15 protein-coding genes and 1 pseudogene are annotated in these 19621 nt (G+C 63.5%); 4 read left to right on the plus strand and 12 right to left on the minus strand.

Annotated features, from left to right (window positions below; translation table 11 throughout):
* Positions 1–233 precede the first annotated feature (233 nt).
* The 12 genes from MCBMB27_RS25740 to MCBMB27_RS25820 form a co-directional block, all read right to left on the minus strand.
* Positions 234–677 (minus strand): hypothetical protein, encoded by a 444-nt coding sequence (locus MCBMB27_RS25740; protein ID WP_083683717.1) that lies wholly within the window; start codon positions 675–677, stop codon positions 234–236.
* Between the two features lie 122 nt (positions 678–799).
* Positions 800–1033: a hypothetical protein gene (locus tag MCBMB27_RS25745; protein WP_075381591.1), complete on the minus strand. Its 234-nt coding sequence runs from the start codon at positions 1031–1033 to the stop codon at positions 800–802.
* Between the two features lie 494 nt (positions 1034–1527).
* On the minus strand, positions 1528–1773 hold the full coding sequence (locus MCBMB27_RS25750) for a hypothetical protein (protein ID WP_075381592.1): 246 nt from the start codon (positions 1771–1773) through the stop codon (positions 1528–1530).
* Between the two features lie 126 nt (positions 1774–1899).
* Positions 1900–2253: a response regulator transcription factor gene (locus tag MCBMB27_RS25755; protein WP_043347011.1), complete on the minus strand. Its 354-nt coding sequence runs from the start codon at positions 2251–2253 to the stop codon at positions 1900–1902.
* A gap of 192 nt (positions 2254–2445) precedes the next feature.
* Entirely contained in the window at positions 2446–3222 is a 777-nt protein-coding gene (locus tag MCBMB27_RS31035; protein ID WP_083683719.1) for a PAS domain-containing protein, read from the minus strand.
* A gap of 105 nt (positions 3223–3327) precedes the next feature.
* The gene (locus MCBMB27_RS25780; protein WP_075381593.1) at positions 3328–5382 is read right to left on the minus strand and encodes an ATP-binding protein; all 2055 of its coding nucleotides are present in this window, start codon (positions 5380–5382) and stop codon (positions 3328–3330) included.
* Positions 5382–6908, minus strand: coding sequence for an ATPase domain-containing protein (locus tag MCBMB27_RS25785; RefSeq protein ID WP_075381594.1), 1527 nt, complete (start codon positions 6906–6908; stop codon positions 5382–5384). Before MCBMB27_RS25785 ends, MCBMB27_RS25780 begins: the two co-directional genes overlap by 1 nt.
* A gap of 116 nt (positions 6909–7024) precedes the next feature.
* A complete protein-coding gene (locus tag MCBMB27_RS25790; protein WP_075382115.1) occupies positions 7025–9406 on the minus strand; it encodes a hybrid sensor histidine kinase/response regulator in 2382 nt (793 codons plus the stop codon).
* A 653-nt stretch (positions 9407–10059) separates the two neighbouring features.
* On the minus strand, positions 10060–12063 hold the full coding sequence (locus MCBMB27_RS25795; RefSeq protein ID WP_083683722.1) for a Mu transposase C-terminal domain-containing protein: 2004 nt from the start codon (positions 12061–12063) through the stop codon (positions 10060–10062).
* Between the two features lie 57 nt (positions 12064–12120).
* Positions 12121–12975, minus strand: a complete 855-nt coding sequence (locus MCBMB27_RS29805; protein ID WP_139231602.1) for a hypothetical protein — start codon at positions 12973–12975, stop codon at positions 12121–12123.
* A complete protein-coding gene (locus tag MCBMB27_RS29810) occupies positions 12972–14108 on the minus strand; it encodes a TnsA endonuclease N-terminal domain-containing protein (protein WP_139231601.1) in 1137 nt (378 codons plus the stop codon). Before MCBMB27_RS29810 ends, MCBMB27_RS29805 begins: the two co-directional genes overlap by 4 nt.
* 641 nt (positions 14109–14749) lie before the next feature.
* Entirely contained in the window at positions 14750–15637 is an 888-nt protein-coding gene (locus tag MCBMB27_RS25820; protein ID WP_075381600.1) for a 3'-5' exonuclease, read from the minus strand.
* A 358-nt stretch (positions 15638–15995) separates the two neighbouring features.
* Between MCBMB27_RS25820 and MCBMB27_RS25825 the strand changes: the two genes are divergently transcribed.
* From MCBMB27_RS25825 to MCBMB27_RS25840, 4 genes and pseudogenes are all read left to right on the plus strand, one after another.
* Positions 15996–16451, plus strand: coding sequence for a LexA family protein (locus MCBMB27_RS25825; RefSeq protein WP_075381601.1), 456 nt, complete (start codon positions 15996–15998; stop codon positions 16449–16451).
* Positions 16448–17737 (plus strand): annotated as a pseudogene (locus MCBMB27_RS25830) (Y-family DNA polymerase). The gene MCBMB27_RS25825 and the pseudogene MCBMB27_RS25830 overlap by 4 nt, the downstream one beginning before the upstream one ends.
* 68 nt (positions 17738–17805) lie before the next feature.
* The gene (locus MCBMB27_RS25835; RefSeq protein WP_075381602.1) at positions 17806–19062 is read left to right on the plus strand and encodes a DUF2235 domain-containing protein; all 1257 of its coding nucleotides are present in this window, start codon (positions 17806–17808) and stop codon (positions 19060–19062) included.
* Positions 19063–19132: 70 nt separating this feature from the next.
* Positions 19133–19540: a plasmid fertility inhibition factor family protein gene (locus tag MCBMB27_RS25840; RefSeq protein WP_075381603.1), complete on the plus strand. Its 408-nt coding sequence runs from the start codon at positions 19133–19135 to the stop codon at positions 19538–19540.
* Positions 19541–19621: the final 81 nt, after the last annotated feature.

Here is a 19621-nt window from a genome sequence, read left to right on the forward strand (position 1 = left end):
CGCATGGCTAAGCGTGGCAGCCATCCGAATCGTCAGCGACTACGAGTGACCACCATCGAAGTGGCACGGCAATTGAGCTCAGCCCAGCGGGTTGCTCAATCGTTTGGAACTCGGGATGAAGCCGAATCGCGAGCCTCGTCCTGTGTAAAACTAGTTTCGGAGCAGATCTGACAGAAACGAATACGCTCACACTGGCATGGCCGTGTCAGGCCGGTTCGGTGCCTCCGGACAGGTCAGCATGGATGCCCGCGCAAGTTGAGGTGCTCCTCGCCGGCAGGATTCGCAACGCGCCAGGCCCGGGCGCGGCGCGCCCGGCTTTTCACAGGACCGGTTTGACAGCCCATCACTTCGGCGGCCGCCTCATAGGTTAAGTCTCGCGCGCTCACGAGCAGCAGACCCCCGCGCCACATCTCAGGCAGCTGACCGATGGGCGACCGGACGGTCGGCAGATCGGAGCGGTGCTCGTGGGCCGCGGGCGCGGCGCGCTGAGTCGTGACGGAGCCGTCCACATTTCCGATCACGCGCCTGCGCTCGCGGCACGCCGCATGAAACGGATTGTGGCTGATGGTGCAGAGCCGCGCCTCCAAGTTCGAGCTTGGCGTGACGTCATCCTGGCGCGTCCAGGCCCGCTGCACCGTCTCCAGCACCCCGTCGTCGGCGCACGCGTCGTCGGCCATGAGCGAAAAGGCGTTTACGCGCCGTCCAGCGGGTTTTGCTCAGGAAGACGCGTCTCCAAACGCTTACTTCTGATAGGCCCAGCTCCTCACCGGCATAGCGGTGCTGGCCAGCGGCTTTGACGTCACCCGGACCCTGCCATCTGTTCAGCATTGGATGCCACCGTGAAGCCCTCGCGGTCGAACACGTTGTAGAGGACACAGGAAGGATCGAGCCCGAGCCCCGCTATGTGGGTGACAGCGGCTTCCTTGGCTTCGGCCAGCGTGCTGAAGGGGTCGGGCAACTGGTACAGCCTTGCTGGCCGTTCCTCGCCGTCGACCTGCGGCGCGAGCGTTGTGATCTCGACTGTGTAGGGCATGATGCTGGCCCACCGGCGCTCAGTGGAACACGCCGAAGAACCACAACAGCAGGATAATTGGCAGCGGGATCCCCAGCAACCACAGCATTCCACCGCGCAGCATTCGCGCCTCCTTCATGTCAGAAATCGTACCGGAATACCGGTTCGCTTGTTAATAGAACGCGGCAACATGGGAAAGCGATGCAAAATATCTGCGTCGGTGTTCACGGAGCGGAAGCATAATTACTTCAAGTAGCGCCCGCATCGCGTTCCGCCTGTAAGGACGACGTCGGCGAAACCTCAGTGGCCCTGGAGCCGGCAAGCGGATTGGGGATCGGCGCGGCCGAGTTTTTCAGCTGGAATACGGTGAGGACGCCGCAGAATCGCGCCGGGATCAGAAGCAATCCGACCGATTTGGCTGCCTATGGAGTGTGTCCGTTGACCAAATCGCGATGACTTGGCGAGCCTGTGCGCCGTCCGTAAATTAGCCTGTAGCCGGTTCGACAGATACCATCTTAAGCAAATCGAGCATGGTACTGAAATTCGACAGGTTCGAGACAGCCCAAGGTCGAGAGCCGCCTTGTCGGGCTATAGAAGCGCTTGATGTCATCGAACACATCCGCGGGCGCCTCGTCCCGCGTGCAGTCGGTCCTCGGGGCCGTGCGCGCGATCGTCAGCGACGAGAAACGACCTTCCATGGTCGCGCGGTCCCGCGCATCGCCCGACCGGCTCATGAAGCAGTCCATGCCGCGCTCGGCCATCAGGTGCCGGAAGGATTCACTCGCGCATTGCGGTCCCTGATCCGAACAGGCACCAATAGATCTGGTTTTCCCTTGCCCCAGAATGACGTTCTGCTTGCCGTCCAGCCTCCGACCAAGAGCCTATGGTCAATGCAGCGGACCTATCGCCTCGATGGCGCCGAGCAGGTCCTCGACGAAGGCCTTTTCGACCAGCGGCAAGCCAGCTTGCCGCACCTTCTCGCGGATCGCGGCGCTCGGATGGCCTGTGATGATGATCACCGGAGCGGTCCCGCCCGAAGACCGCACGCGTTCGTAGGCATCCAGCCCCGTCATGTCCGGCAGCACGTAGTCGATCACGATGCAGCACGGTTTCGCCTGCGGAAATGCGGCGATCAGCTTGCTGCCCGACTCGAACGTGGCGACCGTGTAACCTTCGCCCTCCAGCATGAACCGTGCTGAACTCAAAATGGCGGCATCGTCGTCCACGATGAAGATCGGCATGACGCTATCCTGGAAGACAGGGTCCGTTCGCCTAACAACTCGACTGGCACCATAGAGCGGGAAATGACGCTGCCACTTCCGCGGTTCCGTCGAATTGCGGAGGATCAAACCCACCGGAGACCGCTCAGCATCCACCAACGCACCAGCTCCTGTCGGTGGGCCGCCTGCGTTTTGGTGATGCGCTTCGCCCGATCAATCCCGACCAGGCGCGGGCTGAAGTCGAGCACGCGACCGATTTCCTGGCTGGTGTCCCCGCCGACCAAGTGGTCCAGAACGTGTCGCTCGCACTCGGCGATCCGGCGGATGTGCACTCGCCGCGTGTTCGACCCCGTCTCGGTCACGCAGCCGCGTTACAGGGTGGCGCGCAAAGGTCGTATAAAGGCTCTCTCGTCGAACGGTTTCTCGCTGAAGTCGCAGGCCCCGAGCTTCATCGCCTCGACCGCGCGCGACGGATCTTCGTGCCCCGTCACCATGACGACAGGCCGCATAGGATCGGTCGCGATCCGGCTCCGGCAGCACCAGACTGATCTTCCGACCCACGATCTCGGCCGACCGGTAGCCGAAGATGCGCTCGGCAGCAGGGTTGAACGAAGGGATGATGCCGCGTTCGTCGATGACGATCATGCCTTCAGTCATCGTGTCGGGGATGGCGTACAGGCGCGCCTCGCGCGTCCGCACTTGCGCCTCGACCGTCTTCTGCTCCTCTTCGGCGCGCTTGTACGCGTCGATGTCGAAGACCACGCCGCGGTGCCGGACCGGTTGGCCCTCCTCGTCTACCTGCACACGCCCGCGCGAGCGCAACCGGCGGATCTGCCCGCCGGGATGAACGATCCTGTAATCCACGCCGTAGATCCCGCCGGAGCAGCGAACACGCGCGATGGTGTCGGCCCGAGCAAGTCGGTTGTTAGAATACAGCAGAGCTTTGAACGCGGCGAGATTGGTCGAATGCGCGCGCCGAACCTCGAACATGACAGGCCCGGAGTCTGATGACTATACTCCCGGCGCAGAGTGTATCTCCCTGGCGCTCTTCATTGTGCAACGCCTCTCACAAACCAGACGGTTCTCGGTGTCGCGTCAACGTCCCTCTCCCCCCAGGACCAGGCGCAGCGAGCGGGCGAGCTCGTCGCGGCGGTAGGGCTTGTTCAGGACCGGCATCTCGCCTCGACCGATGACCTGACCCTCGTCGAGGTTTGCGACGTAGCCTGATGTGAGCAGGACCTTGACACTTGGCCGAAGTTTCTGCGCCTCGACCGCCAGCTGTGATCCGTTCATCCCGCCCGGCATCACGACGTCGGAAAACAGAATGTCGATCCGCTCCACGCCGCGAAGGTGCTCAAGAGCCTCGACGGCGTTTCGAGCGATGATGACCCGGTAGCGCAGCTCCTCCAGGCTCTCGACAGCCATCCCGAGCACCTGCTCGTCGTCCTCGACCAACAGAACCGTCTCGCCCTCGCCGGCGCGGCGCAACGGGATCGAGCTCGCCGAAGCGGCGCCCGTCTCATCGCCGGCCGGGTCGGTCGAACGCGGAAAGTAGAGGTTGACCGTCGTGCCCGAGCCGATCTCGGACTCGATTTGGGCAAAGCCCTTGGCGCTGCGCGTGAAGCCGTAGACCTGGGACAGGCCGAGCCCCGTTCCCTTGCCGACCTCCTTGGTGGTGAAGAACGGCTCGAATACACGCTGGAGCGCGTCGGGTGGAATGCCGCTGCCGGTGTCGCTGACCGATACGACCACGTAGGGCCCCGGGGGCACCCCCTGGTCGGCGACGGCCGCGGTGCCAAGGTGGACGTTGCGGCTCACGACCGCGATGCGGGCGTGGCCGTCGCGGCCCTCAATGGCGTCGCGTGCGTTCACGATCAGGTTCAGCACCGCCGCCTCGAATTGTGCCGGATCGATGCGGATCGGATCGAGCGCCGGGTCGAGGTTGAACACCAGCTCGACGGCACCCGTGGCCGCCCGTTCGGCCAGCGGTCTGAAGTCGAGCAGCAGGCGGTTCGGGTTGAGCGTCTGTGGCCGCAGCATCTGCCGGCGGGAGAAGGCCAGGAGCTGCTGCGTGAGCTGCTCGCCGCGCCGGGCTGCGCTCATCGCCGCCTCGGCCAGCCGCGTCACGCGGTCGGTCTGCTCGGGCCGGCGAAGCATCATGTCGAGGCCGCCGACGATGACGGTGAGGAGGTTGTTGAAGTCGTGGGCCACGCCGCCGGTCAGCTGACCGATGGCTTCCATCTTCTGGGCCTGGCGCAGCGCGTCCTCGGTGATGCGCTGGTCGGTTCGATCCACCAGGATCCCGGCGATGCGGGTCGGTACGCCGGACGCGTCGTATTTGACCTGCCCTTTCGCCGCGACCCAGCGCCCGGCGCCGTCCTGGCGCGTGATGCGGCATTCCAGGTCGATCCGGCCGGTCTCCGGGATGGCCGAGAACGCCTGCTCGACCGCGGGACGGTCCTCCTCGACGACATGGGCGAGAAACGTGCCTCGGGTCCACGATGGACACGGGTCGGAATACCCGAAGATGGCATCGAAGCGCGGGGAATGACGGGAGGTTCCGTTCGCGAGATCGAGGTCCCACGAGCCCATGCCGGCTGCTTCGAGGGCGAAGGCCAGGGTCTCCCGGGCGGCCTCGACCTCGCGGGTCCGCTCGGCAACCCGCCGTTCGAGACCCTCGTTGAGGAGTCGCAGGTGCTCCTGCGTGCGCTCACGACCGGCCAGGAGGCTGCGCACCTGATACTGGCGCCGGCGCGCCCGCAGCGCCGACTCGGCGGCACTGATCAGGGTCTCGGCATTGATCGGGCGTTCCAGCAGGACGACGTTTCCGAGCCGCGCGAGGATGCCGGCGGCGGATTCCGACCGGCGGCCTGTCTGCCGCGTCGCCAGGACGATGAACGGGAAGTCGGACCAAGCGGGCTGCGCGTCGAGCCAGGCGAATAAGGCTCCCGTATCCGCCCCGGCGAGCACCTCCTCGGTGACCAAAGCGGCTCCGGCCCCCGCCTTCAGGCCCGTCACGCAATCCGACACGTCGGCACAGACCTCGGTCGGCGTGCCGACGCGGTCGAGCACCTGCGCGATCACCGCCGCGTCACGCCCGCGCGGCGCCAGGACGAGGACGCGCCCTTCGTGATCCGGCGGCTGAGGCATCACGCTTGGCTTCCGAGGGGAGCGTCGTCCGGCAACAGCGCGACTCTCCCTCGGTAAGAGGGCAGCCCCGTGAGCACACCTTGGAAGTCGTCCAGGGCCGAGCCGACCCGCAGCCCCTGACTCGTGAGCTTCAACTCACGGATCGTGCGCTCATGCGCATTCACCCGGCTCTTCACCACAGAAACGGCGGTGCGGACCTCTCCCTTCGCCTCGAAGAACCGGAACAGCAGGATGCCGTCACTGAGATAGCTGAGGTCGACGTCGGTCTGGACATCACCGATGATGCCGTGCTGTCCAAGAACCAGCAGCGTCGTGACGCCCTGCTGATTCAGGTAGTTCAGAAGCTCGTGCATCTGCAGGATGAGGAATTCCTCGCCCGGCATCGCGTGCAGGTAGGCGTTCAGACTGTCGATGACGACGAACCTGGAGCGGCGCTTCTCCACCGCATGCCGAACATGGGTGGCGAACTCACCCGGAGCGAGTTCCGCCGGGTCAATTTGGGTGATCGTCAGCCGGCCCGCCTCTATGTGCGGGGACAGGTTCATGTTGAGCATCGCGGAACGGGCGAGCAGGGTGGCGAGCCCCTCGTCGAACAGGAAGTAGGTCGCCGCCTCACCCCGCTCCAAGGCGGCCAGCATGCACCCGAGCGCCGTCGTGGTCTTCCCGACTCCCGATGGGCCGATCAGCAGGGTGTTGGTACCGGGCACCAAGCCGCCGCCGAGCAGCAGATCGAGCTCGGCGGACCCGGTCGAGGCGGCGGTCGGATCGAACGTCGCGTGGTGCTCGGCGGCGACGAGGCGGGGAAAGACCGTGAGACCGCCGGTGTCGAGGGCGAAGTCATGATAGCCGCCGCGGAACTTGATGCCGCGCATCTTGACGATGCGCAGGCGACGGCGCTCCGAGCCGAACTCGCGCGGTGCCTGCTCCAGCGAGATCACCCCGTGGGCGATGCTGTGAAGTTGCTGGTCACCCGGCTCCGACGTGCGGTCGTCGAGCATGAGAACGGTGCAGCTGCGTCGGGCGAAATATTGTTTGAGGGCCAGGATCTGACGACGATAGCGCAGCGGATTCTGGGCCAGCAGGCGCAGCTCGGACAGGCTGTCGAAGACGACCCGCGCCGGCTTCAAATCGTCGACGCGAGCAATGACGTCCCTGACGGTCTCGCCCAGCTCGATCTCCGACGGGTGCAGGATCGACTGCTCGCTGTCGGGATCGAGGCCGAACTCGTTGACGAGTTCGTAGATCTCGATGCCGTCGAGCGACCAGCCGTGCGAGGCGGCTGCTGCACACAGCTCATCTTTGTTCTCGGATAGTGTGACGTAGAGGCCGCGCTCACCGCGCGCGGCGCCGTCGAGCAGGAACTGGAGTGAGAGTGTAGTCTTGCCGGTGCCCGGTGTGCCCTCGAGCAAGTATAGTCGATCCTGCGTGAGGCCACCGCACAGGACCTCGTCGAGGCCGGGAACGCCGGTGGATATGCGCCCGTGAACGCCGCTCGGTGTGGCGGAGCCGGAACTGTCTTCTGCCATGATACTGATGCGTCGCGCCTATCCAGATTATTGCTTCAACGTTTTCCCACGAAGAACGCTCCTGGTCGCGCAACGGCTCCCGGCGCGCCGCCTCTTCGCACCCTGTCGGGGGTCGTTCAAGCAGCTCGGGACCGTTCGGCGGACTCGACGAGACAGCGTTCGATAACCGCGCGGAGATGGGTTCGGTCGAAGGGCTTTCCGACGTGATCGTTTGCGCCCGCTGTAAGGAGCGCGCGAACCTGCTCCGGCAGGACATGCGCCGTCATCGCGATGATTGGCACGGCGCGCACCACACCCTCGAGCCCCCGTATGAGCCGCATCGCCGTGATGCCGTCCATGACCGGCATCTCCACATCCATCAGCACGAGATCGTAGGCCTGCTCCTGCACCCGTTTCACGGCTTCCGAGCCGTCGCAGGCGATGGACACGCGATAGCCCATGGCCTCCAGAACTATCTGGGCGATCTCGCGGTTGATCGCGCCGTCCTCGACGAGGAGCAGATGCGCCTGCCGCGACGTGTCGTCTTCGACCGGTCTGGGCAGAGCCGCGGCAACCGGTCGGTCGGACGACCGCTCGCCAGTCGGCACACGCGGAAGCACGAGGCTGAACCAGAAGGTCGAGCCGACACCGTCGCGGCTCTCAAGGCCGATGGCGCCGCCCATCGCTTCGATCAGCCCTTTCGATATGGCCAGCCCTAATCCTGTACCGCCGAACCGTCGCGTGGTGCTGCTGTCGGCCTGCACGAAGCGGGTGAAGAGCCGCGCCTGCGCCTCGGCGGGAATGCCGATGCCCGTATCGCAGACGGCGACGCGCAGAGCGATGCCATCCGGCGTTGCCGCTTGTTCCAAAGAGACGGTCACAGAGCCCTGCGGCGTGAACTTGACCGCGTTGTTGACGAGATTGAGCAGCACCTGTCTCAACCGGGTCTTGTCGCCGATGAGGAAATGCTCGTCGCCTGCGCCGACGTCCAACCGCAGGTCGAGACCCTGGCGCTCCGCGGTGCCGGCGACGAGGGCGACGGTCTCCTCCACCAGCCCTCGCGGCGAGAACGGGGCAGCTTCGAGTACGACGCCATGGGCTTCGATGCGTGCGTAGTCGAGGATGTCGTTGACGACCGTCGTCAGAACTTCGCAACCGATGCGCATCTGATCGATGCAGCGCATCTGGTGCGGGGTGAGGTTGATTTCATCACGTAGTAGGTCACCGAAGCCCACGATAGCGTTCAGGGGCGTGCGGACCTCATGGCTCATCGTCGCCAGGAAGTCGCCCTTGGCACGCTCGCCGGCTTCGGCGCGCGCTTGCGCCCTCTCGGCGCGATGGCACGCTTCGGCCAGTTCTACAGTCCGCTCTGCGACCCGGCCTTCCAGATCGGTGTTGGCCTGCGCCAGGGCGCGATCACGCTCGCCGAGCCGGGCCAGCAATTTTGTCAGGGCATCCGTCAGTTCGGCGATCTCCCGGTAGCCGTGCGGCTTGGGTAGCTGCGCGTTCGTCGAGGAATGGCCGATGCCGCCAGCGGCGCCCGCCAAGGCGCGAAGCGGCTCGGCCAAGCGCTCGGCCGCCCACCAGCCGAGCAGCGCGAACAGAAGCGTGAAAGCCGCGCCGCCGAGTACCAGTTGATTGACGATGGGATCGGAGATCGCTTTCGCGACCTCGACCGGCTGGCGGACCAGGACTGTCCAGGGCAGCGTCGGCCGGTCAGCCACGGGTCGGGCGCGGCTCGCGCCGGTGAAGTAATCGCCCCCATCGGGCCATGTCCCGCGGGCGCTCGCGAGCTCGGCACCGGCCGTCAGGGCTGGAAGCGCGGGCAGATCGACATCGATCCGTCGACCGGCCTGATCGCCGGGACCGAGGATCACGGTTCCGTCCCCTGCGAGGATCAGCACCTCGACGCTCGGCTCACGCTTCAGGGCGGTCGCGATGGCCGCTCGGCTCATCTCACGCATCCAACTGACACTGAGATGGCCGCCGACGACGCCGACGACGGCGCCGGAAGGGTCGTGGAAGGGCATCGCCACGTCGACGAACCGCCGCGGCTCGCCGTAGGGCAGCGACGGCAAGCGTTTGGCCAGCAGCTTCGCTTCGTGGACGTCGATGACGGCCAAGGCCTCGATGCCGCGCTGGAACCACGGACGCGCCGCAACGCTCTCGCCCTCCAGCATGCCGTCGGTGCTGGCGAGGACGATACCGGTCCGGTCCGCGAAGCCGATCCAGGCATAGGCGGGAAAGCTCTCGCGCAAGGCGTCGACCCACGCACGCCGCGCTTCCGGCGTGGTGGCGTTCGTCCGGGCGACCGAGGACAGCACGGCCATGTCGCCGAGCCGCTCGCTGATATTGGCGTCGATGATCTGGCGCAGATGCTCCGCCAGGTCAGCCGTGTGGGCCTCCGCGCGGATCTGCACCCGCGCCGCGATGAATTGGGAGACGACGATCGTGGCGGCGAAGGTGAGGAGCAGCGCCCCGGCCGCGAAAGTGAGGGCGAGGAGCGTGCGCAACCGCATGATGACGTCCGACACTGAGACGCCCCATCATGGCCCCGAGCGGTTAATTTCGAAGCCCGCTCGGTCCTGACGATTCGGCGAGCGGATCGACGTACGGCCTTCTCGGTCCAGCGCGATAACTCAGGGATCCAGCGCCGTCTCGCACACGTAAACAGCCGTATTCGGCGGGCCTATGATGGTCGCAAGAGGCCATATATTCACTTTTTGTTCTGATTAATGTTCCAGGCCGCCGAGAAGGCGGCCCGGAAGGAGATCGAGCGGTTCAGAGTTTGAGTGCTGCCGTCGTCGTTAACCACAGGCAAACGTTGCCGTCACCCAAATCTCTACCAAAGGACGTTGATGCTTAGTCCAAATCCTCAACATTTCGGATGAAATTCCGCAGCAAATTCAGTCGCTGTGTCACCTATAACTAAGCGCGACTTTGCCCATAAAGCTGTCATAATCTGGGGTTTGCAGCCCATAAAGTTGTCGTAGTCCGCAACACGTGCTTATGGGCGAAATTTCTGTGAAATTACCTTCTCGCTCTTTTTTGAGCAAAAAACAGACTGCAACGGTCTTTGATTTAATTTACGCCATCTATTTGATGCTAAAAACGCGATTATTGGACAAACTTTTGCATCCTGCATAGCCTATTAATTTATCGTGCTAGCCATTCAATGTGATTTCTTCTTGTATGGCCCGCGTTTGCGGTAGGGTGCGCGTCGGACTTGCTTTGTAATCAATGGCTCGAGATCGCTAATTGTCACGATCAACGCGGACAAGCCTCGTTGGCCGATCAGCGTCCCGCATGGAATTATGTCTCGATCGGCGAGTGCCTGAACCAGCCTCTCGATCGGCACTTTGCACTTCAACGGGGCGTCAGCCACAGCAACGCAACCGGCTGGGCACGTCCTGAGCCGCCGATTTGCGCCAGCGGCGAGCTTGGAGAGCCAATCTTCGACGTCTTTTGTGCGGAAGACGTATCGGTGCTTGGTCCCTTTGGCTCCACCCGGGATCCAGGACGGTATCACGTCGGCGTGGACCAGGGTTTTTACGATCCGCATCCCGGTCCCGATCAGCTTTGGGAGTCTCGCCAAGGGGACTGAGGCATTCAGGTCGGCAGCGATGCGGTCGAGCGCGCCCCTCTCGATCCTGATTGGACTGCCCTTCCTTTTTTCAGGCCGGATCCTGCCTTCGTGCTCGAGGATTTTGCGGATCGTCCCTCGTCGTACTCGAGCCTTCCGTGCGACGTCCGACAACGTCGTGCTGATCTCCGAGCGCTTCAGGTTGGGAAAGGCGTCGATCGGCACTTGGAATTTGGCGAGAGCATTGTCGAGCACGATCTGAGCGAGCGCCGGCGAGAACTTGTCTCCGCCTCGCCAGTTCAGCCAATGCCAGAACCAACCATAAGCGGTCGATAGGCTAGGGGCCTTGGCGTTGCCAGCTGTGAGGAAGCCGTCGAAGGCTCGGTCCAGGGCCGTCGTAATCTGATCCGTCTGGATGATGCGAAAACCGTGCGCGCGGGCGGTCGCGGTCGGCCTATCGAGATCAAGAATCTCAACCCAGCGATCGGCATACCCGACGAGATCGAGGGCGGCGACGCGCTCAATCGTATCGATGGCATGGCTAAGAGATAGGCCTTTTAGAACGGCGGGGGTCTCGACGGCGTCACCGATGCCGAACTGGCTGAGAATCCAGCGGTCGAGCACGACGACATCCGGATCCTTGATGAATGCCGCGACGGGCTTCGGGATAACTCCAGCCTGATTTCGACGACCCTCGACGAAGTTCCAGAGGTGCCGCGTCCCCTGGGCTAGTTTGAGCTCGTAGTCATCATCGACGACCGCAGCGTCATCGACGACTTTTTTGAGGTGCTCGTATTGGCGAAGCGTGTAGTGCTCGATTTTACTCTCTGCCATGAGATGTCCTTCAATCCAGGCCGGCGGATTGGCGTCTTGATCGAGGACATACGCTGTTCTTAAATCGAGAGGGTCGATGCGGATGACGACGTCGAACGGCGGTCCAATTCGGTCGCGTAGCGCGCTGAACGCGTTCGAATTCCAGCGCAGGTTGTTGTAGCGGACCCCATCGTTGCGAAGCTTGCGGGGGATGACCATGCCGACAAGCGGAGCGATGATATCTTTGTCAGGAGCCGGCTTAGGCCCGACCTCGTCCATACCCTTGCGCCAGCGCTCAGCCGGGATCTCGCCGGTCCCAGTATGCTTGGTGCGGTTATGATGATCCACAACCCAGCGCATCACCATATAGCGAACGTCGTCTAGTGAGTATATCGCGTTCTCGCTCGACTTATAGCGACCACGCTTTTGAACGTTCGACTTCGTCGTTCCGTCGAGCTTGTGCAATAGTGATGTGTTCATTACGTGATAGTTGCTTTCGACTTTTCCATTCTTGTCGCCACTAGCCTTGGGCAGTGGAATGACCCTCATGTTCAAGGCAGCTTCGGTCGCTGCCATGGAACTCGACAAGAACTCCGGACCGCGATCGACGTAAAGGACGTCGGGTGTGCCATAACAATCATAGTCGAATAGGAAGGGAACACCCTCGTACTGCTCCCATCGTTTAAGCTCTTCATCTTTGTGAAGCACAGCATGGCGCAGCGCTTCCATGACCGAAACCCAGGACGGTGGGGTAAAAGCGATGGTAAAACCGGTGATCATGCGTGAATACCGATCAGGCAAGACAGTAAGCCAGGGACGACCCAAAATAACGCCGTTTTATCTGACGATAATGTCGAGTAGTGTATGATCGATTTCGACCTCAGCAAGCGGATATTCTGCTTGAGGTCCGGCTCCTTTAAGCCGCATTTGTCGTTCTGCCTCTTGGCGACCCTCGCGTTTGCTCAATGTTTCCCAATATCCGCGCTTGGCGATTGCGTTTTCGATAGCCTTGCGACCAATTGCATGTTTGCTTCGGGTGGGGAGTGGCAAGCCCTCGGCAGCTGCGCGGACCCGGATGAGGTCGCGCGCGTGAAACATGGCCTGGCGGATGCTGCCCTTCAGCTCGGTGGCGTATACCTCATCGATGGCGCGATCGATTTCCTCGGCGACCCATGAATCATAACGCTTGCTGCGGTTTCCCCGCGCCGATGTGTTCGACACCAAAGCACGGATATCGAAACCCGATGTCACCCAGAGCAGGTACCAGGAACGAGCGAGCCGCGGTGTTGGTACATCGTCGGCCGAGTGACCTTCGGGAAGCACCATCGCCTCGAAGGCCGCGGTGATCGCCTCGGATCGGTCACGGAAAGGGGCGGGTAGATCACGGATCGCGCGACAATAGGCGTGTCGTTGTTGAGCCTCTTGGCGCTCACGGGGCGTGAAAGTTCCCCAATCCCGTTTGAGATTGATGAGGATCTCGGGAGTGAGGGCCGTATAGCTCGCCTCGGAACGCAGGATACCCCCACGGACCATTTCAAGCTGTCGACCATAGCTGAGCAGCATGTCGGTGCCGTCGTCGGCGGCGACGAAGACGCGACCGGCTCCCTGCATCTCTCCGACGATGTAGGGGCGACCATGGATGCGCACCCGTGATCCTGGAGACAGCCGGGGCGGTGCGAGGTCGATGTTCAAGGCTGCTCTCCCTGACTTGGCGGCAGCACTACGAAAGTCGTTGCCTTCGAGAATTGCACCGCGCGATCCAGGCGAATGTGTCCAAGACGATCCAGGCGGATCGCGAGCGCGAGAGCCAAAGCCGGTTCATCTAGTGCCGATCCGAGCGCGGCCACGGATGAAGCGGGGCTCAAGCTCGGCAGCGTCAAAATCGCCCTCATAATGGAGCGGCGGTCGCCGAACCCATGCATATGGCGGTGGATGAGTTTCGCGTTGTAGAGAAGCGGCTGAATGCGGATTTCTTGTTCCGTGACCAGCCGAAACGTGTAGCCGGCAGCGCGGGCTGCCGAGCGACAGGCATTGAGCCGAGCGGTCACTTTGGCCTGTTTTGTCGGATCGGTCGTACGAAGCTTCGAGAGCGGTTTGACCTCGACCAGTTCGCGGACGCCGGTGCGACGGACGATTTTGTAATCCGGGATCCAGGAGGCGGGTTTGCCGTTCAGGCTGATAGGGAGCGCTAACGGCTGGGCAGCCATCTCGACGATATCGTCGTCTTGCGCATCCGTGACGACAAGAAAATCGGCCTCGAGCAGGCTTTCGGCCGACAGAACCTTCCCGCGAAGGCGGGTCATCGGGACATCGCCGGTGTAGCCGATGTGCCCACGCCGCCGGATCTTCCGAACCTCCGTGCCGCGGATCAAATCAGGTAGCTTCTGCCACGGGGATTTCGGGCGAGTGCCTTGCTGGTCTGACAGCGTCGACTGTGGGGTTGGTAGCGGAGATTGTGGGGCCGCCCCCTGCGGGCCGAATTTCAGGTCTTCGTCGAAAGGCAGGCCGGGTCTATGGCGGCGGCGAAGCGTATAGGCCGCGTCGTCCTCGACGGTCTCGCGTGTGACCACATCATTCCATATAGGATCGATTGCGACCTGGACGGAAGCAGATTGGTTCCCATCGTGTTTGAGACGTCCTGCGCGAACTAGCTTTGTGACTTGGTCACGTACGACAAAGTTTGAGCGCAGCGTCGCGATGTCCTGGAGGACGTAGCCGTTCACGTCCTCGTCGACGACAGGATGGCCGATGCCATCAAGTGCTACGGCATCGCCGACAGACAGGTTAAGGCGGGTCTCTTTCGATGGGGTTGAACCGGTCCGCATGAATGTCCTCGCGGTGCTGCGGACAGCCGCCCCCGATCACGCCGAAGCGTGTCTGCGAAGGCGACCGTGGGATCGCGATGTCGCGGAGGATGCTGTGTCCGGGCGGGGCTTATCCGGCCTACAAAGGCCGTGCCTCTTGCGCGCTCGGAATCGTCATGCGACCTTCCAAGCCGTGCCGTTCTCGGCGTGAATCGCCGAGTTTGGACACAACATCCCTCTGTGGGTGGCCGGCGTGGCTTGCTAGGGCTTATGCGCCGGCGGTCGGTTCATCACCGCTGGGGGTGTCTGGTTCCAGCCAGACCCCCCTTGGTGATCCGACCCTTATCCAGGTCTGGTCATCACGAACCTCTCAAATTTGGCGAACGACTGCCGCTCGCCTCCAGCAAAACTGGCAGATCCACTGCGGCCACGCTAGTGGAACGCGCTGGCAGACCTTTGCCAAACTGCGCAGATCGGCGCTAACCCCTTGATCTTACAAGCCCCTGATAGGACTCGATAAACTTCGTTGAATCGCAAGCTGTCCCGGTTTGGGACCTCGTCTCTGCGATTCGGTAGCGATTCCGTAACCATAACCATCGTTGAGCGCCCTGACTTTCACCGCGCCTGGTCACAGGAAGAGCAGGGCAGACGACCTCTCGAGGTTAAAAAATGCGATCCGAAAATCTCAGCGTCGCGTCGATCGTCGTCACGATCGGGCAGAGATCGGGGACGTCGAGACTGTCCAGAAAGCGGCGTTCGGCCTCGACTTGTGTAGGATCGACCTCGCGAACCCAAGCGCGATACCGACCATCGTGGCCGCCATGCCAGCGATAGCCACGCTTGCGGAGGTCTTCACGCACCTCATACGACGCACCAAGCGCCCATACCTGACTGGTCTCCCGCTGTGCTGCGGCGGCCAGGGCGACAATGGCGACCTGACCGGACTGTGGCAGGGGCATCTCCAAGATCTCGAGCAAGGCTTCCAACCGCCGGCTCGCGTCTCCTTCGAAGAAGTAGCCCTGCCGATACGCGATGAAGGGCAGCTCGGTGCAGCCGACACCCTCGTGGCTCCACCTGATCTGGACGCGTGAGCACGCCCAGGCCCGGTGCTGGAAGTCCGATTGCAGTCGCTCGCAAAACCGACGCGCCCGCGCGGCGTCGTGACAGACGATCAGCTCCGCGGTCTTGATGAAGTCCCCGACGAAGCGAGCATTGATCCGCTTCCCCTTCACGGCCTCGTCCGTGATGCCCGTCGCCCTCGTGACATAGGGTGGGATCGGCTTTTTCGGCTGGTTCAGTCCGAGATAGCTTTCGAGAGGTCCGAAGATCGTGCCTTTCTCGGTGAAGGCGAAGCGTATCATCGCCAGGACGATGATCTCGTCGCCGTCCGGATTGGGGCCCGTCGTATCGACGTGGATGAGGATTCCCGTCTGAGCGTTACTGGGAACGTCCCTGGGGTAGGGCGACCGGCCTTCGACCCGGCGAAGGACACGATAGTCCGGGTGGCCCTTCAGCGCGTGGGCGTGAAACTCGCCCAGAAAATAATCCATGGTTTGCTCCCGTGATAGGACCGAGACCGGTCAGCCTAGGAAGGCAAGCCATCGTCTGGCCGCTGGATCCATAAAAAAGGAACAAAACACGAACAAAATGCGTAGAAACTACCGAGTTAGGTCAGGCCAATTAACCATGTTTTCGGACGACCCAACGGCTAACCGCGAGTCCCGATTCACGGATTTCGCGTGTGAGGCGGTTCAAGCCAGACTGAGTTCTGTTCAATTAACGGTTGCGTCCATCCCCATTATCCACAGCGGTTCTGCTGATTGATGGGCAAGCGTCTCGAGCGCTTGCATCGACGGAACTGTCCGCGTCTTTGTTCCTTGTTTGTTCCTACAACGAGCGAGGTTAGGCGTGACACTGACAAGGGTCGACGCGCTGCCGCTAGGCGGCCCCGATGCGGTGCGCATCCCGCTGATCGGCCAGAGCTTGTGCGCGGGCTTTCCGTCGCCCGCCGACGACTTTCTGGAGGGGGCACTCGAACTGCCGCGGTGGCTCGCACCGAACCCGCCCGCGACCTTCCTGTGGCGGATCGCGGGCGACAGCATGCGCGGAGCCGGGATCTTCGACGGCGACCTCGCCTGCGTCGACCGCAGCCTGACGCCGGCCAACGGCAGCGTCGTGGTGGCGGCCATCGATGGCGAGATGAGCCTCAAGCGGTACCGCCAGGACGGCAACTGCGCCTGGCTTGCCTTCGAGAACCGCGACCTGCCGGTCTTCGCGGTCGAGAACCTCCAGGATGGGGTCATCTGGGGCGTCGTGCGGTTCACCATCCGCTGGCACACGGCGAAGGCGGCGCTCAAGCGATGAGCCGGGCGATCGCGCTCATCGATGGCAACAGCTTCTACTGCTCTTGCGAGCGCGTGTTCGATCCGAAGCTCGCGCGGGTGCCGGTAATCGTGCTGTCGAACAACGACGGCTGTGCCATCGCCCGGACTGCCGAGGCCAAGGCGCTCGGCATCAAGATGGGCGACCCATGGTTCAAGATCCGGGAGATGTGCCAAGCCCAGGGCGTGCGCGTATTCTCGTCGAACTACACGCTCTACGGGGACATGTCGGCCCGGGCGAACGCGGTCTACCGGGACTTCGCGCGGGACGTGGAGATCTACTCGATCGACGAGAGCTTTCTGGATCTCTCGGACGTGCGCGAGCGCGACCGCTTGGCGCTCGCCCAGGATCTCCGGGCGACGGTGCGCGCCTGAACCGGCATTCCGACCTGCGTCGGCCTCGGGCCCACGAAGACGCTGGCGAAGCTCGCCAACCACATCGCCAAGACGGTGCCGGCCTTGAACGGCGTCTGCGATCTGACCGATCCGGTCCAGTACGACCACTGGCTCTGCCGGATCCACGTCGGCGAACTTTGGGGGATCGGTCGGGCTTCGCTCGCCAAGCTCGAGGCGATGGGCGTCGACAGCGTCGCGGATCTTCGCGATCTCGATCCCCGGCCCGTACGCAAGGCGCTCACCGTTGTGGGCGAGCGCATCATCCATGAGCTGCGCGGCACCACCTGCCTGCCGCTGGAACTGGTGCCAGCCCGCCGGAAGGGCTGCGCGGTCACCCGGTCATTCTCCGGCCGGGTGACGGACCGTGAAACGCTCGACGAGGCGGTGGCCGCTCACGCGGCTCGGCTCGGCGAGAAGCTGCGCCGCGACGGGCTCGGGACCGATCAGGTCACGGTCTTCTACCATACGAGTGAGCACGACCGCGGCGACCCAATGCGCGCGGTCTCGACCGTCGTGACCCTGCCCGAGGCGACGAACGACAGCCTCGCGCTGATCAAAGCGGCCGCCCACGGCGTCGCCAAGACCTGGCGCGAGCAGGGGGCGATCCCGTGGCGCTACTCGAAGGCCGGGGTGATCACCACCGATCTCGTCCCCCTGGCCGACAGTCCTCGCGCGTTGATCGGGCGGCTCGACCGGGAGCGATCGGGCCCGCTGATGGCGGCGCTCGACGCCTGCAACGCCCGCTGGGGCCGGGGCTCCGTCGTGCCCGCCCGGGCCGGTGTGGCGACCAAGCGTGAATGGAACACGAAATTCGAGATGCGTACGCCGCGATACACGACACAGGTGTCAGATTTGCCGGTCGCGTGCGCGTGACATCTGAGGCAACGCTTCGATCAGATGCGCGTTAACCTTGTTATACAAGGGTGAATATTGAAAATCCGATGTCGAATGAGATCGAACCGGCGCAGCCGCCGGAGCGGAAGCGCATTGCCGTGTTCCTGGACGGGACGTGGAATACACTCGACGACAACACCAATGTCTGGCGGCTCAAGGCGCTGTGTGCCCAGCGCGGCACCGATGGGGTGCCGCAAGTCGCCTATTACAGCCGCGGCGTCGGCACAGGCTGGGGCGAAAAGGTTCGGGGCGGCGTTCTCGGCGTCGGCATCGATCGCAACGTCGCCCGCGCCTACGAATGGCTCGTCGAGACCTACGAGCCGGGCGACGAGATCTTCATCTTCGGCTTCAGCCGTGGGGCCTACACGGCGCGCAGCCTCGCGGGGTTCATCGCCCTGTGCGGCCTGTTGAAGCCGGGGGCACCGCTCGGCACCAGCCAGCTGTTCGACCGGTACCGCCGGGGGGACGAGAAGCGCACGGTTCGGTGGCTCAAGGCCCGGGCGAAGGACGGCACGCTGATCGACGCCTCGCCCGAGGAGCGCTGGATGATCACCTACGCCATGCCGGTGCCGGTCAAGATGGTCGGCGTCTGGGACACGGTCGGTTCGCTCGGTGTGCCGACGACGATCCCCGGTCTCGCGAAGATCCCGGGCTTGAGCCGGTCGGGCTACGCGTTCCTGCATACGGGTCTGCGGCTGCCGATCGAGAATGGCTATCACGCGCTCGCCATCGACGAGCACCGCGCCGCGTTCGCGCCGACGCTGTGGACGAAGAAGTTTCGCGACGGCGTCCCGCTGACCGAGATGGCACCGCCCCGTCCGGTCGCCAACGTCGAACAGCGGTGGTTCGTCGGCGCTCACGCCAACGTCGGCGGCGGCTACCGGGATGACCTCCTCAGCCAGCTTCCGCTCCGTTGGATCATGGAAAAGGCAGCCCGCCATGGGCTGGCGTTTCGGTCCGACGTCGTCCTGGAGCCGGGCTTGTTGGACGTACGCCCTCGCGACAGCTACGGCGAGTTCGCCAAGGGCCTGTATCGGTATGTGGCCCAGCCGTTCTACCGCCCGATCGGCGCGCCGCCGGAGGTCTCGCAAGGTGAACGCGACGAGATCGTTAACGAGACGATCGATGCGTCCGTGTTCGAGCGCTGGCGCGCGGATCAGAACTACCGGCCTCAGAATCTCGAAATCTGGGGGCGGCGCTACAAGGTGGAACCTGGCGCGCTGACGGACACGGTCTTCGCCCACGATCCCCAGACCGTCGTACCCGTGACCACGAGGGCCGAAGCCGATGCCTCGTCAGCGTGACGACAAGCTACCCGTAAACTGGACGGTCCATTCCTGGGAGCGCGGCTATCAGCATGTGCCGGTTCCAGACGTGATCGTCTGGATCGACATCGAAACGTTCGACCGCCTGTGGTGGCTGTCAGACCAGTACATCGCGGCTCCAGGTGATGCGTCCGACAACCAGCCGCACAAATACGCCAAAGCGGGTCGGCGCTTTCTGGCGGGCGAGCCGATGTGGATGCCCGAGGTCGGTCAAGCTGCCGACGGATCTCTGACATTCCGCGACGGGCGGCATCGCTATCTCTGGATGCGTGAGCACGGCGCTCTCGCGATGCCCGTCGCGGTCGAGCAGAGCGAGGCCCCGTTCGTGCGGAAGCTGTGCGGCACGCGCCAGCGCACGTCGTGGTTCATCCCGCCCCGGTCGAAGGTGCCGACACCTGTGGTGCTCGGCATCCTGGGGCTGGCCGTTGCCGGCCTCGTGGCGGTGGCCCGTGCCTGACCTATTGTCAGGATTGTCGGATTTGTCAGGCGGGGTGCGACAGTCGCCGGTCTGGCATTTCCCGGGGGCTAGCCTGGGAGG

The sequence above is a fragment of the Methylobacterium phyllosphaerae genome (genome assembly GCF_001936175.1).
Taxonomy (GTDB): domain Bacteria; phylum Pseudomonadota; class Alphaproteobacteria; order Rhizobiales; family Beijerinckiaceae; genus Methylobacterium; species Methylobacterium fujisawaense.